The sequence below is a fragment of the Streptomyces sp. NPDC059008 genome, assembly GCF_042749045.1.
Classification (GTDB): Bacteria; Actinomycetota; Actinomycetes; order Streptomycetales; family Streptomycetaceae; genus Streptomyces.
Genome location: NZ_JBHYJC010000005.1, coordinates 230211 through 244600 on the forward strand (window position 1 = coordinate 230211; position 14390 = coordinate 244600).

Annotated in this window: 13 protein-coding genes; 2 read left to right on the forward strand and 11 right to left on the reverse strand. The window is 71.4% G+C overall.

Features of this window, described 5'->3' with window-relative positions; all coding sequences use genetic code 11:
* Positions 1-42: 42 nt before the first annotated feature.
* Genes ACFWZH_RS10145 through ACFWZH_RS10165 form a run of 5 tightly spaced genes read right to left on the reverse strand, consistent with a single transcriptional unit; the run spans position 43 to position 7535 of the window.
* A complete protein-coding gene (locus ACFWZH_RS10145; RefSeq protein ID WP_384427663.1) occupies positions 43-2574 on the reverse strand; it encodes an acyl-CoA reductase in 2532 nt (843 codons plus the stop codon).
* Positions 2571-3749 carry an acyl-protein synthase gene (locus ACFWZH_RS10150; RefSeq protein WP_384427665.1) on the reverse strand — a complete coding sequence of 393 codons (1179 nt, stop codon included), beginning with the start codon at positions 3747-3749 and terminating at the stop codon, positions 2571-2573. Before ACFWZH_RS10150 ends, ACFWZH_RS10145 begins: the two co-directional genes overlap by 4 nt.
* Entirely contained in the window at positions 3746-4894 is a 1149-nt protein-coding gene (locus ACFWZH_RS10155) for a GNAT family N-acetyltransferase (RefSeq protein ID WP_384427667.1), read from the reverse strand. The genes ACFWZH_RS10150 and ACFWZH_RS10155 overlap by 4 nt, the downstream gene beginning before the upstream one ends.
* On the reverse strand, positions 4891-6270 hold the full coding sequence (locus ACFWZH_RS10160) for an MFS transporter (protein WP_384427669.1): 1380 nt from the start codon (positions 6268-6270) through the stop codon (positions 4891-4893). Before ACFWZH_RS10160 ends, ACFWZH_RS10155 begins: the two co-directional genes overlap by 4 nt.
* Positions 6267-7535, reverse strand: coding sequence for a phenylacetate--CoA ligase family protein (locus ACFWZH_RS10165; protein ID WP_384427671.1), 1269 nt, complete (start codon positions 7533-7535; stop codon positions 6267-6269). The genes ACFWZH_RS10160 and ACFWZH_RS10165 overlap by 4 nt, the downstream gene beginning before the upstream one ends.
* A gap of 502 nt (positions 7536-8037) precedes the next feature.
* Between ACFWZH_RS10165 and ACFWZH_RS10170 the strand changes: the two genes are divergently transcribed.
* Complete coding sequence (locus tag ACFWZH_RS10170) at positions 8038-8427, forward strand: VOC family protein (RefSeq protein WP_384427673.1); 390 nt, start codon at positions 8038-8040, stop codon at positions 8425-8427.
* Between the two features lie 57 nt (positions 8428-8484).
* Here ACFWZH_RS10170 and ACFWZH_RS10175 read toward each other — a convergent pair whose 3' ends face one another.
* The 3 genes from ACFWZH_RS10175 to ACFWZH_RS10185 form a co-directional block, all read right to left on the reverse strand.
* Positions 8485-9210, reverse strand: coding sequence for a hypothetical protein (locus tag ACFWZH_RS10175; protein ID WP_384427675.1), 726 nt, complete (start codon positions 9208-9210; stop codon positions 8485-8487).
* Between the two features lie 557 nt (positions 9211-9767).
* Positions 9768-10016 carry a hypothetical protein gene (locus ACFWZH_RS10180; RefSeq protein WP_384427677.1) on the reverse strand — a complete coding sequence of 83 codons (249 nt, stop codon included), beginning with the start codon at positions 10014-10016 and terminating at the stop codon, positions 9768-9770.
* Entirely contained in the window at positions 10013-10627 is a 615-nt protein-coding gene (locus ACFWZH_RS10185) for a hypothetical protein (protein ID WP_384427679.1), read from the reverse strand. Before ACFWZH_RS10185 ends, ACFWZH_RS10180 begins: the two co-directional genes overlap by 4 nt.
* A 296-nt stretch (positions 10628-10923) precedes the next feature.
* On the opposite strand from ACFWZH_RS10185, the gene ACFWZH_RS10190 reads away from it, so the two are divergent.
* The gene (locus ACFWZH_RS10190) at positions 10924-11436 is read left to right on the forward strand and encodes a DM13 domain-containing protein (RefSeq protein ID WP_384427748.1); all 513 of its coding nucleotides are present in this window, start codon (positions 10924-10926) and stop codon (positions 11434-11436) included.
* Positions 11437-11450: 14 nt separating this feature from the next.
* Here the strand turns inward: ACFWZH_RS10190 and ACFWZH_RS10195 are convergent, their stop codons facing one another.
* The 3 genes from ACFWZH_RS10195 to ACFWZH_RS10205 form a co-directional block, all read right to left on the reverse strand.
* The gene (locus tag ACFWZH_RS10195; RefSeq protein WP_384427681.1) at positions 11451-12365 is read right to left on the reverse strand and encodes a M48 family metalloprotease; all 915 of its coding nucleotides are present in this window, start codon (positions 12363-12365) and stop codon (positions 11451-11453) included.
* Between the two features lie 355 nt (positions 12366-12720).
* Positions 12721-13227, reverse strand: coding sequence for a Pycsar system effector family protein (locus tag ACFWZH_RS10200; RefSeq protein WP_384427683.1), 507 nt, complete (start codon positions 13225-13227; stop codon positions 12721-12723).
* Entirely contained in the window at positions 13217-14341 is a 1125-nt protein-coding gene (locus ACFWZH_RS10205) for a PE-PGRS family protein (RefSeq protein ID WP_384427685.1), read from the reverse strand. Before ACFWZH_RS10205 ends, ACFWZH_RS10200 begins: the two co-directional genes overlap by 11 nt.
* Between the last annotated feature and the right edge of the window lie 49 nt (positions 14342-14390).

A 14390-nucleotide genomic window follows, 5' to 3' on the forward strand; every position in this document is an offset into this window, starting at 1 on the left:
GTGGCCCGCGCGGCGTTCGCTCGTGTCCCCGGTCCGGCGAACTCAGTCAGGAGCCGTGATCGGCTGCTGACGGGTGTCCACCACGCTCCGCAGCTTGCCGGTGCCGGGGGTCCGTTCGAGGTCGGCGCGGTCCGTCTCCGTCACCTCCAGCTCCAGCAGCCCCTCGGCGACGGCCGTCCGCAGCTCGGGGTAGCCGGCCAGGAACACCTCGCGGGCCCGCAGGGCGCGCGGCTCGCCGCCGGCCCGCTCCAGACGGACGGTGAGGTGCTCCCGCAGCCCGTCGTGGGCGAGCACGATCTGCGTCTCGCCGCGGTGGCCCAGGGACTCCTCGGCGAGCGTGACGAAGCGGCGGTAGTTGAGGAAGTACGTCGCCACCCTCATCACTTCCCCGAGCCGCCCCATCAGTTCGAAGCGCGGGGCGCGGTTGCCGCAGGGACAGGGGCCCGGTACGGCGCGGCCGAGGTCGCCGATGACGTACCGGCCCAGGTCCTGCCCCCGCCGCGCACGCGTGGCGAACACCAGCCGGCCGGTCTCGCCGTGGGGCACCGGGCGGTCCTCGTCGACGTCGAGGATCTCCAGGGCGTGCAGATCGGCGTGGAGGTGGTGCACGCCCCCGGTGCTCTCGGTGCACTGGTAGCCCAGCGGGCCCAGGTCCGTACTGCCGTAGGTGAGCGAGCGGACCGTCTCGATGCCGAAGTCCTCCACGAGCACCCGCCGTTGCTCGGCGGTGAAGTGCTCGCCGCCGTAGAAGATCCGGCGGATCCCGCCGTAGGCGCGCAGCAGGTCGCTCTGGTCGTGCAGCAGCTGCCACAGGTACGAGGGCATGCCGAACAGCGTGTCGACCTCGCACTCCACCAGCGCCCGCGCCGTCGCCAGGTGGTCGGGTCCGGCCGCCAGCGGTATCTGCACGCCGCCCAGCCGCTCCAGTATGGAGAAGAAGCTGATGAACCCGCCGTACATGCCGCCGCAGTAGAAGAGGTTGGCGGTCCGGTCGCGGCGCGGGTCGTAACCGGCTGCCAGCAGGCCGCGGGCGGCGGCGTGCATCTGCGCGTCGTAGTCCTCGTAGGTGAACAGCGACAGCGCGGGGGTGCCGGTGGAGCCGCCGCTGCGGAAGTACAGCTCGGCGTCGGCCCGGGAGACCTGCTCGTTCAGTTCCTGCACCGCGGCCTTGTCGCGCAGTGGTCCGCTGTGCGCGGGCGGCGGCACCGGGCGTACCAGGTCGTCGAGGCAGGCGACGGTGGCGAACCGCTCGTCGGCCCGCACCGCGACGCGGCGGCTGTAGCGCTGCAGCGCGTACACCCCGTCGTGCGGTTCGCCGGAGTAGCCCGACAGCATCCCGCCCAGTGGCGTGACCCGCGTCGCGCCGGCGGTCAGCACCAGGTGGGAGAGTTCGGCGACGTCGGTGCGATCGCCGGCCACGCCGGCCGTCTGCAGGTAGCGGCGCATCGGCCGCAGCGCGGCCAGGGCGCGCTTGCGCGGCAGCGGCTTGACCCAGAGGCTCCGGTGGAGCGGGGACGCGGTGAGCGCCGGCCGGGTGTCGGCGATCACGCGCCAGGAGCCGTCGGCCGCCGCGTGTACGCGGGTGAGTCCGAGGTGTTCCTCCAGCCGGGCGATCAGCTCGGTGGTGGTGACCTCCGCCTCCTCGGCGATGCCGGGCGCGTCGGCGGCCGGGGCGGGCGCCGCGGCGAGCACGCCGGCGAAGCGCTCGGCGAACGCGAAGACCTCCTCCTCGTCGTCGGTGTCGAGGTAGACCACCTGCGGGCTGGAGCAGGCCTGTTGCTCGTGCGCGCAGACGTCGGCGGCCAGCGCCGCGAGCGCCTGGTCGTCGTGCCAGGCGGCGCGCGCCAGATAGGCGAAGGAGATCCTGTGGCCCCACTCCACCAGGCGGCAACCGGGCGGTACGTGCGCGGCGACGCCCGCGACGGCCGCCTCTCCACCCCACACCGCGACCGCGTCCGCGGGTGCGCACATCATGCGCAGCCACTCCTGCCGCGACGAGGGGAAGCGAAGGACGATCACGCGCTCGCCGATGGCTCCCGTGGGGTCCAGCGCGGCCAGTTCGGCCAGGACGTACTGGGCGAACAGCGGGTCGCCGGAGCTGGTCTTGAGCACGTTGACGTTGCCGGCGAGCAGTCCCTCGACGACGCTGAGCGGGGCGACGGTCGCGGCGTTGCCGGGCGCGATGTGGGCGACCAGACCCACCGGCGCCCACGCCTCGTAGACGGTCTCCTTCGCGTCGGGCCGGGTCAGCCGCTGGGGCGCCGTGCCGCCCAGTTCGCGACGGAGTTTGCCGGTCAGCTCGGCGCGGGTGAGGGCAAGGCCCAGTTCGCCGAGCACGCCCTCGTCCTCGCCGGCGGGCAGCTGTGCGGCCAGGCGCAGACGCGTCGGGTGCGCGGGGTCGAGCAGGGCGGTGGCCAGCGCGTCGCACGCGGACAGCACGGCCGCGGTGTCGATCGGGGTGGCGAGGACGGCTTCGACGGTGTCGGCCAGGGTCGCCAGGCGGCGGCCCGCCTCCTCGTCGCCGACGAACGCGCCCTGCCAGTAATGCTGGTGCTCTGCGGTGGGGGTCGTCACGACAGTCCCTTCATCAGTTCTGCGGCGGCCACCGCACAGCTTCGGTTGCGGCTCACTCCGGCCCGGCCGAGGACGGTGAACCAGGGGGTGTCCAGGTCGCACGGGCACTCCCGGCCCGGCTGCAGGGTCGCCAGGTCCCCCATGACGACGCTCTGCGCGGGCACGGAGGTGATGTACGGGGAGACCAGGTGCAGGAAACCGGGCTCGCCGTGCGGCAGCGGCTCCAGCGTGCGGGTCGAGCGGACGGACACCCGTGACCACACGGGGGCGTGCAGCCGGTGGTGGTCGCATTCGATGTAGGGAACGCAGTGCTCGACCGAGCCGAAGGTGTCGCGGATCCGTTCCGACGGCACACCCAACTGCTCGGTGACGCGGGCGTACAGCTCCTCCTTGCCGATCTGCCGGTCGGTGTGGCCCTTCCAGCCACCGCCGAGGACGATCAGGGAGCCCTCCGGGAGGGTGAGCGGCGGGAGTTCCATGGCGCGCATCCGCTCCAGAGTGAACCAGAGGAAGGCGGGAAAGCCCAGGATGCGCACCGGTACGTCGTCCAGGGCGAACCGCCGTAGCGCCGCGACGGTGCCGAACGGGTCGAACTCGTGGCCGCTGCCGGTGTGCCGCAGCGCGTACTCCACCTGCCGGGCGGGCGCGAAGTCGCACAGGTAGTTGTCGGTGAAGGCGGTGCCCAGCTTCAGGCCGGGGGCGGGCTCGTAGCTGTAGAGCAGGTAGTTGACGTCTTGGTCGGGAGTGATCCAGCCGTTGCGCTCGAAGATGCGGGCGACCATGCGCTGGGCCGCGCGGATGCTCCAACGGTCGAAGAACATCTGCGACTTCTGGCCGGTGGTGCCCGAGGAGGTCAGATGCAACTCCACCTCGTCCCGGGGGATCGAGAGCACCTCGTGCCGCTTGAAGAAGTTGGCGTGCACGAGAGGAGCGCCGTAGGCCTCGGCTGCCCCCCGGTCGGCCCGCTCCACCAGCGAGCGGAAGAACGGGGAGCGGTCCGCGTGCCATGCGTTGATCTCCGCCATGGCCGCGGCGAACAGCTCGTCCTGCCGGGGGCCGCAGGTGTACGGATCGGTGAGATCGCACAGCTCCTGGACCCGCGGCAGCAGGGTGGGGTCGGGGACCTCGACGGGGGCGAGGTGGGGATTGGCGACGGGGGAACCGCTCACGGTCATGAGGCAACCTCGAATGGGGGCAGATAGGCAGACGCCCAGGCCGACAGGTAGGCGTCCAGGTAGGGCTGCAGGGGGCCGTCGGCGACCACACCGCGGAAATCGATCTGTTCGGCGGTCCGCGACATCACCACGTAGTCGTGGCGGCCGTCGCCGTCGGGCTCGGGGCGCATCGCCGGGTAGAGCGCGCTGGGGATGAAGCCCTGTGCGAGGAACGTCGACAGCAGGTCGTGCCGCGCCAGCGGCAGCAGCGCCTCGACGTAACCGGCACCGGCCCTGGTCAGGACCCGGTGGATGGGCTCCAGCCAGGCGGCCGCCGCTTCCGGTTCGGGGTGCGCGGCGACCAGGGAGCAGTAGCGCCCGGCCCGGTTGAGGTAGGCGTACACCTCGAAGCCGTCGTCGTCGGGCACGAGCAGGGTGTTGGGCAGGTGCAGTGGGTAGAACCAGCGCTCGGCGCCGGGGAACCGGTCGCGGAAGCGGCGGCGGACGAAGCCGGGTGCCTCGATCATCTCCAGCCGGTCGGCCGGAGCGGCCGGGCGGGCCGGCACGGGGCGCGGTGCGGTCGTGCGGGTGAGTCCGTAGTCGATGCCCAGGCTGCGTTCGGCGGCACGGAGCAGCGGGGCCAACGGGGCGGGCACCTCGGCGACGGGGATGCGGCGGTCGAGCACGCCCGCGGAGTGACGCGCGTAGAGCGCGAGGCTTTCACGGCTGCTGAGGTCCACGGCGTTGGCCAGCAGGCCCAGCGGCCTGAAGCCGTTGCGGGCGACGACACGCTGCGGACCGGCGCCGACGGTACGGACGGTGGCGTACACCGAGTCCAGTCGACGGGTCCCCAGCGTGCGCCGGCACAGCTCGTCGGTGAGCGCCGAGGCCAGCCCGCCGGCCCGGTGACCGGGGTGCACGGCCAGGCCCTCCAGCCGGCCCACCCGGCCGCCGGGCTCGCCGTGGATCGCGGCCGACGCGATGAGGGCGCCGGTGTCCGGGCAGCGCGCGACCAGCCAGAGCGTGTCCGGGTCGCCGATGAGCCGCGACATCTCGGCGGGGTCGGTGCCCAGAGCACCGGGGTAGTGCGGCCCGTAGACGGCGTAGTAGAGCTGGCGCAGCTCGGCGATGTCGGCCGGCGACGCGGGGACGATCACGGCGGTCATCGTTCTCCTCCGGTGGCCACGAACTCGGGGGACGGATCGGACGGGTGGGACTGCCGGTGCGCTCCGGACTGCCGGTGCGCTCCGGACTGCCCGTGCTCCCGGCCGTCCGCGCCCGGCCCGCGCAGCAGCGCCAGCGCGATCGCCGCGGGCACCAGCCCCGCGGCCTGGACCAGGCACAGCGTCCGCGCCGGAAGGTGGTCGCCGAGCAGACCGAACAGCAGCGAGGCGACGGGAAAGGACGCGCCGAGCACGGCCTGCATGACGGCGAAGAAGCCGGGCTTGTCCGCGGGCGGGACGAGCCGTTGGAACAGTGCGACGAAGCGCACGCCGATGACGCCCACGCACCAGCCGGCCACCACCAGGCAGCCCGCCAGGACGAACCGCCCGGCCACCAGGTACGCCACGGCGAACGCCGCTGCCATCACGGCCAGCAGACCGGCCCCCACACGCGTGGGTCGGCCGGGCACCCGGGCGCCGGTGATCGAGCCGAGCAGCGTGCCCGTGCCCAGCCCCGCTTCCAGCAGCGCCACGGTGGAACCGCCGCCCCCGAGCTCCGACTTGGTGTAGAGCGGGATGACCACGAAGACGGCCGTGGTGAACAGGTTGGCCGCGGTGAAGCAGAGCAGGATCTTCCGGATGGCCGGCAGCCCGGCCAGCACCTCGCGCAATCCGCGCGCCGTGCCGACGCCGGCCGCCGCGCCGTCCTGTGGCTCCTGCGACTCCTGCGGCTCCTGCGGCTCCCGCGGCTCCTGGACGACGGCCGGGCGGAAGCGGACCGTCGTGACGAGGAGCGCGGCGACCAGGTAGGCGGCCGCACAGCCGATGGCCAGCCCGGCCACGCCGGCCGCGTCCACGACCAGCGCGCCCAGCAGCGCACCGCCCAGGCTCGCCAGCGACTGCGTGGACAGCTCGAACCCGGTGGCGGCCTCGATGTCCTCGTCGTCGACGAGTTCGGGAACGGACGTGGTGAGACAGGGGTCGAAGAACGCCTGGCACGAGGCCAGCACCAGCGTCGCCGCGTAGGCGGCCGCCGCGGGCGGCGCGCTGCCGTACGCCACCAGGGCCAGCAGCAGGACGGCGGCACCGGCCGTCGCCGCGGCCGTGCGCAACACCGACCGGTGCGAGAGACCGGCCACGGCCCGGGCGACCACGGGCGCCAGCGCCACGGCCGGCAGCGTGCTGACGGCCATGAACAGGCCCGACGCCAGCCCCCTCCCGGCGCCGACCGCGTACGCCACCAGCCACCAGGCCACACCGACCTGGAACATGCGTACGGCGGCCTGGGTCAGCACCTGGCCCAGCCAGACCGCGCCGAAGGCACGGTTGCGCAGGACGAGCGGCAGCCTGCGCCGCTGCCTCACGGTGGTGGCGGTCACGCGGTCGGCCTCTCGTCGACCACGCGGACCAGCTTGCCCGAGCGGGGATTGACCACCAGGTCGGCGTGGTGTGCCCACTCGACGGTGAGCGGGTGGACGTGCCCGGCGGCCACGCTCTCCGGGTACAGCGGCCGGGCCCGGTTCATCCCGTCGACGACCGTACGGCCCAGGGCCGTGAGCTCCCGGCCGTCGTCACCGGGCGCCGTGACCAGGCGCAGCACGAGCCCGTCGCGGCCCTCCCAGCGCCGCACCACGAGCTGGGTGCCCACGATGCGCCCGCCGGAATCCGCCTCGGCGACGGCGTCCTGCGCGTCCTGCGCGGACAGCGACACGGGTCCCACACGCACCCCTTCGTCGGCCCGGCCCAGGATGCGGAAGCAGCCGGCCTCGGGGTCCGTCCACTCGGCGCGGTCTCCGGCGGGGTAGCGCAGGACGGGCATGAGGCGGCGGTAGAGCTGGGTCACCACGACGCGCCCCGGTCGGCCGGTCTCCCGAATGGGCTCCCCGGTCGTCTCGTCGAGGATCTCCAAGGCGGTGTGCGGGGTGAAGGTGCGATGCACGCGCGGGTCCGGCCCGGGGACGGGACGACCGAGGAGGCCGGCGTCGACGCTCGCATAACCCAGCGACCGCGGTTCGGCGTTGGGGAACGCGGCGGACAGCAGGGGCCGCTGGTCGGCGAAGAGCGGCTCGCCGCCGAAGAACAGCAGCTCCACCGCGGGCAGCTGACGGCCCGTGGCCACCAGGTGCGCGGCGAGCCGGCACAGCGTGGTCGGAGTGCCCGCCACCACCTGCGCCCGGAAGTCCTCCAGCGCGGGGACGGTGGTCTCCACAGGAGCGGCCCCGCCGATGGGGAGGCGGACGTTGGCGACGGGCGCGTGGGCCAGCGAGTCCAGGACGAAGAGGAAGCTGGCGTACAAATCCCCGGCGTAGAACAGGTCCGCCACCCGGTGGCCCGGACGCAGCCCGGCGTCCACGAGGCCCTGGCCGAAGGCGGTGACGAACTCCCGCCACTCCTCACGGCTGTAGTACGAGAACTTCGGCGCGCCGGTGGTTCCGCCGGTCTTGTAGACGACCGCCTCCGTCAGCGGGCCGGTCAGAACGCGGTTGCCCTGGACGGTGTTGGCCGCCCAGTAGGAGTCCTGGTCCACGACGGGCAGCGCGGTGAGGTCCGTCACGGCCGGCGGGAGCGCCGCGTAGAGATCGGAGTAGAAGGGAGAGTGATCGCGGGCGTGACGTATGAGGTGCGCTAACGGATGAACGGACATGCGGCCTCTGCCTAGGTGGTGCGGACGGTAGCGGTAGGGGTCTGCCGGCACGGCGAAGCTGTGACGAGGGCGCAGAGAGGCGCCCGTGCGTCACGTACCGGTTCTCGATGTCGTTCCGCGGGGGGCGTGAGTACTGCCCTCCCGGCGTCGTGCCGTCGTCGCATCCGACGTTCCGTCACGAGGGAACGCCGTAGAAGATATCGCACATGAGAGACACACCTGGACACATGCAAGGCAAAGCTGACCAGAAACCTCTGTTTCATCGATTCCGCGGGGCGCGGTGGTCGGGCGGGTGACCGCGAGACGCCGGTCGCGGTCGTCCCCGTGGCCACCCCGGCCCGCACCTCACGGCAGCTGCCGCCGCTCCTCGGCCCGCATGGCCGACCGCCTACCACCGACTCACCGCGGAGACGACGACGAGTAGGATCGATGGCGACATCGCGTGTCGGTCGCCGGCTGGGCGAGGCATGGAGGTGTCGGGAGATGCCCACGGAGGCATTCCTTGTCAGTTGAGTTGAACCACACGATCGTCCATGCCCGGGACAACCGGGAGTCCGCGGAGTTCTTCGCGGGCCTGTTGGGCCTTGAGATCACCGCCGAGTGGGGCCCGTTCATCGCCGTCGACCTGAGCAACGGCGTCACACTGGACTTCGCCACGATCCCCGCGGACAGGATCACCCCGCAGCACTACGCCTTCCTGATCTCCGAGGAGGAGTTCGACGCGGCGTACGCGCAGATCAGTCGGCGCGGCATCGAGCACTACGCCGACCCGCAGCAGAAGCAGCCCGGCACGATCAACCACAACGACGGGGGCCGCGGCGTGTACTTCATGGACCCGGCGGGCCACGCCATGGAGCTCCTCACCGTCCCCTACGGCGGCTGGCCTTCATAAGCACACACGCCGAGGGCCGCACCTCACGTCGGGGTGCGGCCCTCGGCGGCCGATCGCCTAGGAACACCAGAAGAGGACGCAGGTCCGCGGCCGGGTGGGGCGTGGTGCGGGCGTCGGGTCCGACCCCGCGTTCGTGGGTGACGGCGCCGGCCGGGGCGGCTCCTCGGCGGTGGGCCGGGTGGCGACGGACGATGCCGTGGTCGCGGATGCGGGAACCGCGGAGTGGGAGTCGGCGACGTCCGATGCCGGGGCCGAGGGCTTCGCGGTGTGCGACGGGCGGGCCTGCTCTCCCGCGGTCCGGCTCGGTACGGGCTGCGCGGTGCCGGACGCGTCGACCGGCGTGGGCGACGCCTGCGACTCCGTGTGCCCTCCCTGAGTCGGAGCAGTGGGCAGCAGTTCCCCCGACAGACCTGTCGCGACGACGCCGACCAGTACGACCCCGCCCACGACGCCGAGGGCCAGCTTGGTCTTGCCGCCCTTGCGGCGTCGCGCCCGGCGCGGGCCCTTGCCGCGGCGGCGCGTCGTCGATGTCCGGTGGGAGGCGTACGCCTCGTCGCCGTCATCGGGACCGGCAGCCGCCTCGAAGCCGGTGGCCGGGCCGGGGTCGAGGTCTCCGTCGGTCGGGCCGGGTCCGTCGGGCCGGCCGCCCTGTTCGGGAAAGGGCCCCGCCTCGTAGGACTCCAGGGGCTCGTACGCCTGCGTCTGCTCGTAGGTGTGCGGGGCCTCGAGGCTCCCGTCGTACCCGTACGTGCCCGTGTGCCCGTAGGCCGGCGGCTCGGGCATCGGCAGGACGCCGCTCCGGTAGAGGGGGTGCGGCCGTGACGGGGGGTACCCGGTGGCCGGGCCACCGTGGGCACGGCCACACGTCGGGCACACCTCCGCCCCGTCGAGATGGCTCCCGCATCCCACGCAGTAGTCCATGCGGTTGTCCGTTTCCTCCGGTCGCCGCCCCCCAGATGGCGGCACCCTACTGGGGCGGCGATATCCGGCCCACCCCACCCCCTCGCCGGGCCCGAGCTGTACCGATGCGCCCCTGGTGCGGCGCTACGCCCTGCCGACCCCGGCTTGCCCGGTTGGTCGACGGCGAACGCGGCCCTTCGTGGCGGCGGACCGGTCGGTCGGAGAGAGGCGCCGACCGGTCTCAGGCACGGGGATACAGGCGTGGAACAGCAGCGCGCCCCGCGCGACCGGCCGTGCCTGCGCCGGCTTCCGGGCGAAGTGGTGGACGACTTCGCGGCCGGGCTCCACCCGCCCGACCACCCGGCGCTACCGGAGGCCGAGTCCGCGGCAAAGGGCCCGGCAGGGCGCCCGACCAGGTCCGTGCGGGGGGCCGAACCGACCTAGCCTCCGGTCCGAGACACCCTGCCCACGGTGGCGGCCAGGGTACGCAGGACGCCCGTGCCGGCGAGCACGACCGAGGAGACCGGCCGTCCCACCCATCGCACCAGATCGCCTTGGAGGTCGGGATCCACCTCGAAGGTCACCCGGATGTATCTGTTCTGCAGCGTGGTGACCTTGGCGGGCCGGGGTGCGGAGACGTCCTGCCCGCGCTGCAATGCCGCGCGGTAGTTGTCCTTGCGCTGGCTCATACCTCATCCTGACGCTTGATCAGTTCCTCCGCGAAGTCCATGTACGCCGAGCCCTTGGCCTGAACCGGGCTCCCGAACGACTGGGCGTACAGGTCGAGCCGCGCGATCTGGGTGTCCAGCACTTCGAATCCCCGCTCGGTGAGTGCCTCGCGAGCGTCGGCGTCGGGCCCGGTGCGCGTGGCATCGGGACGGTTGGTGCGATTGAGCAGGACCGCCGTGCGGGCCGGTTCGGCACGCAGGGACTGCACGTCCGCCATCTCGCCGTGGATGGGTGCCATCCGGTCCAGTTCGATGGGGGCGGGGGTCACCGGCACGATCCACTCGCCGGCGTACCTCATGATGCTGCGGGCGATGCGGGGATGGTCCTCCAACTGGGGCGCATCGAGTACGACGGCCTGCCGGTTGCCGAGGAAGTCGTTCACGCGACGGTGGACGTCCCCCACCGGCAGGGCGATCACCGGAAACGGAAAGCCACCGGCCAGCTCGCTCCAGCGCAGCGCGGAAGCGGCCGGGTCACCGTCGACCAGGAGCGGCGACAGACCCGACTCGTGAAGGGCATGGGCCAGCCACACCGCACTCGTCGTCTTTCCGACGCCGGGTTTGAGGTTCACAAACGCACAGCTCAACGACACAAGAGCTGACGATAACGGTCGCGATCGTCCAGTCCCGGTCACCGCGAGGGCGTGGCTTCGTGGTTCACCCGTAAGCAGTGAGAAACGGCGGACACCCGGTTGTGGTCACGGCCGACCGTGTGCACCACCGGATCCGGTAGGGCTGATTACCGGTGTCTTACGCGGGCGCCACACGGGTACCCCGGCGCGCGGCGCACGTGTTGGCTGGTCGCATGACGGGGCGGCCGCTCGGAGCCGACCCGCCCGTTCCCCTTCCGGAGGTCTTGGTGTCCCGCATGTCCCGCCGTACGGTCGTGCCCGTTCTTCTGGTGCTGGTGGTCGCCGCCGGCATCGGGCTCTACCTCTTCCAACCCTGGAAGGCGTTCACCGACACCGCGGTGAACGAGACCCTGCCGGCCGTCGCCGAGTCCGCTGCCGGTTCGGCGATGAAGGACACCAGGGCGAAGGACCTCGCCAAGGGCAGCTTCGTCTCCCATGAGCACGACACCAGCGGCACGGCCCGTACCGTCCGGCTCGCGGACGGCGGCAAGCTGCTGCGGTTGGAGAACCTCATGACCAGCGAAGGGCCGGATGTCCGGGTCTACCTTTCGCCCAGGGACGCCGACGCGGTGAAGACCGGGCTCGGGGACGGAGCGGTCCAGCTCGGCAAGCTCAAAGGCAACCTGGGCGACCAGAACTACGCCGTCCCGGCCGGTACCGATCTGTCCAGGTTCCGCAGCGCCGTGATCTGGTGCGAGCGATTCTCCGTCTCCTTCGGCGCCGCCGACCTCGCCCCGCTGAAGGGCTGACCCGTGCGGCAGGCTCATCGTTGCTTTAGATACGGCGCGAGGTGGTGCAGGCGCGTGTGGTAGTCGGGGTGCGAGGACAGGAGCTTTCCCAAGAGGCCCTGTCTGCGGCCACGAACTGGGGTTCTCGTGCCCATCGCAGCCGTTTTACCGCACCCGGACAGGGCGGAAGCCGTCACGGATCCACTTTCCCGATCCGCCGCCTGCATCATGTGCAACACCTCGGCGAGCATCGGCCCGAAGCCGGCCGCTGCCGCATGGTGATCCGCCCGTACTTCGGCCCGGCGGGTCACGGCGGCAAGCAGATACGGGGCAGCGACCAGCGTCAGAGTGACGAACCAGTACTCCAGCGCGACCAGCAGGCCGGCGGCACCCGCCACCAGAAGCGGCGCTGCCGCCCAGAAGCCCATCCGCCCATGCCCGATGTCGGTGACAAGCCGGATCAGCCTCCGCACAGCCGCCCACGCAAGACGTCCTGGAACCGCGTACCACTGCCCCAGGAGCGAGGACCACGCATGACCGCGGACATGGTGCCCCAGTTCATGAGCGAGTACCGCGGCCAGCTGGGCATCGGACAGATGCTCCAGCGAAAACCGGGTGACGCCCACGATGTGGCCTGCCGCGGCCAGGGCGTTCAAATGATCGCTGTCCTCGATCCACAGCTCGTATGCGCGTCCCTCGACGCCCGTCCGTGCGGTCACTGCCCGCCACAATGGTTCCAGCCGGCTCAGTTCCCGTGGGGTGGGGTGGCGAAGGTTCAGCAGATGGCGGGCGAGGGCTCTCTCCATGGGCCGGTAAAACGCCATGGCCCCTGAAGCGAGCCAGAGCAAGCCCCCCAGCCAGCCCATGTCAGGGAGCAGGAGCTGAGAGAGCACTGCAATGATCACCAGGCTTGCGAGGAACGAGGGCAACTGCAGCAGCAGTTGCAGCACGGCCGTAACATCGATGCTCCGCTGCCGTTTGGCGAGATGCACTCGCCCACGGTGGCCGAAATCCTCGTGCGGCTCAGGCTTCCCGGCGCCGGGACCGGAGTGACCCTCCGGCCCGCCGCCATCGCGGGCGGCATCGTACTGCGTCGTGCCGCCCGGGTACGGCGGCGGGGGCGGGATCGTCTCGTTTGGACAGTGCGGGGACGGAGAGGCCACAGCAGCCGGATAGGCCGGAGGGTCGGGCAGGGGAGGGCGGCCAGCGTGGGTGGGATCGGGAGGAGCGGTCATGGTAGCTACCTGTCTAGGCGTACGGCCCTGATCGTGACGACGCGGTAAGAGGCAAGCCGGTGAAATGCGTTCAGCAGATGAGTGGCGCGATGGCTAGAAGCACGACTCCCGCGCAATAGGCGGCCAGGCCGGTCCGGATCCACCAGTGCTTGGCACCGACGATGCGACTGTTCTGGGCCAGCGCCTCGAGTACCCCATCGGCCTGGTTTGCCTCGGTGATGGCGAGGGCTTCTGCGAGCCGACCGCCCTCCGTGGCCCGGCGAATGTCGTCGAAGTACGTCAACGGCCGCCCCGGAGACCACCGGCTGGTGCCGTACCGGGGCAGGACGGCGAGGAGCAGGCACCCCAGTGCCCCGGCCAGAGCGGCCATGGCCACCCACAACAGCACGCTCCCGGGGGCCGAGAGCCCCGATAAGGACCATCCGTGAGCCGCGACCAAGCCACCGAGAAGACTCACGGTCATGCTCATGACCCCTAAAAGCAGAGACGCCTTACTGTCCGCACGGGCCGTCTCAGAGCGCAGCTCCGCAAGCAGACGGGCTCCCACGGACGGGATTTCCGTCCCACTACCGCTCATCGCTCCTCCTCGGCGCTGTTGGCGGTCGCCCCGTCCCTCTGTTTGTGGAAGTGCACCGGTGCCCGGTGGGTCCTGCCCAAGGCAAGGAGTCCGGTGCGGGAGCAGAAGCAATGCCGGGCAGGTTGCGGGCGAGGAGCCCTTCCAAAATCTCCACGGCTTGTTTGTTCAGGCCGGCACGCTGGTAGTCCTCCGCGTTCCCTTCCTTCAACACCTGCAGGGCGACCTCAGACTGACTTCGGATCAGGTCCAGTTGGTCCCTCTGCAGGTTTTCCATCACCAGCCGGGAATCCTCCGGATGCTGCGCCAGGTGCAAAGCCCACATCGCCACGCCGCCGTGCTGGAGGTAGTACTCGTAGTAGCGGATCTTCTCCGCTTCCAACTGCCGCGCTTCCTCATCCTGGCGTCTCTGCAGCATGGCCAGTTCGTGATCGTGCTGGGCCCGCTCCACATTCCGCTCCGCCCTGAGACGGTCCTCCCGCATTGCCACGTCGTGTGACATGCCCAGCTGTTCATCGGCATACCGGAGTCGGCGTAGTTCCCGCTGGTGGGCAATCGCGGCGTCGTCCAGCCTGAGCCGCACGGCGTACGACGTGCGCAGCCCGGCTTCGTCCCCCAACTCACCCGCCCTGGAGAGCACCCGGTACACGGCGCGTTCGGCATCCGCACTCCGGTCGATCGGAAAGCCACGGCTGACCGGGTACATCAACTGCTCCAGCCGGCGTTTCAGGAGAGCGGGCACGTCTCGTTCCCCGCTGGCCACGAACTTTTGCGGCCGGGAGACTTGCCAGGTCAGCTCTACCTCGGCGGTGAAGTCGAAGGCGTCGTTGTCGCTGGGCAGCAGCAGCGACACGGTGCAGGGGTGCACCCCCATGTCGACTTCGTAGACCGCGGTGTACCGCCTGGTGGCGAACAGAGGGCGCGCCGGCCGATGGGGTGGCAGGTAGACCTCGAACTCCCCTTTGTCCGTGGTGAAGAGCAGCGCATTGTCGATCCGGCTGTACCCCCAGCGGTGGTCGAACCGGGACAACTGGCGCACGGTCAATACCGGGTCGACCAGCTCACTGTGCCGGTCCGCTCCCTGGTCCCAGTCGGGCTCGCGGCGGATGTCCACCATGGTTCATCTCTCCTCGTTCAGCGGTGATCCGGAATTCGCGGCCCGTGGC

Bases quoted from the DNA above. Each gene is read 5' to 3' on its own strand.
- ACFWZH_RS10150 (WP_384427665.1), bottom strand. From the start codon at position 3,749: ATGACCGTGAGCGGTTCCCCCGTCGCCAATCCCCACCTCGCCCCCGTC.
- ACFWZH_RS10155 (WP_384427667.1), bottom strand. From the start codon at position 4,894: ATGACCGCCGTGATCGTCCCCGCGTCGCCGGCCGACATCGCCGAGCTG.
- ACFWZH_RS10165 (WP_384427671.1), bottom strand. From the start codon at position 7,535: ATGTCCGTTCATCCGTTAGCGCACCTCATACGTCACGCCCGCGATCAC.
- ACFWZH_RS10175 (WP_384427675.1), bottom strand. From the start codon at position 9,210: ATGCCCGAGCCGCCGGCCTACGGGCACACGGGCACGTACGGGTACGAC.
- ACFWZH_RS10180 (WP_384427677.1), bottom strand. From the start codon at position 10,016: ATGAGCCAGCGCAAGGACAACTACCGCGCGGCATTGCAGCGCGGGCAG.
- ACFWZH_RS10190 (WP_384427748.1), top strand. From the start codon at position 10,924: ATGTCCCGCCGTACGGTCGTGCCCGTTCTTCTGGTGCTGGTGGTCGCC.
- ACFWZH_RS10200 (WP_384427683.1), bottom strand. From the start codon at position 13,227: ATGAGCGGTAGTGGGACGGAAATCCCGTCCGTGGGAGCCCGTCTGCTT.
- ACFWZH_RS10205 (WP_384427685.1), bottom strand. From the start codon at position 14,341: ATGGTGGACATCCGCCGCGAGCCCGACTGGGACCAGGGAGCGGACCGG.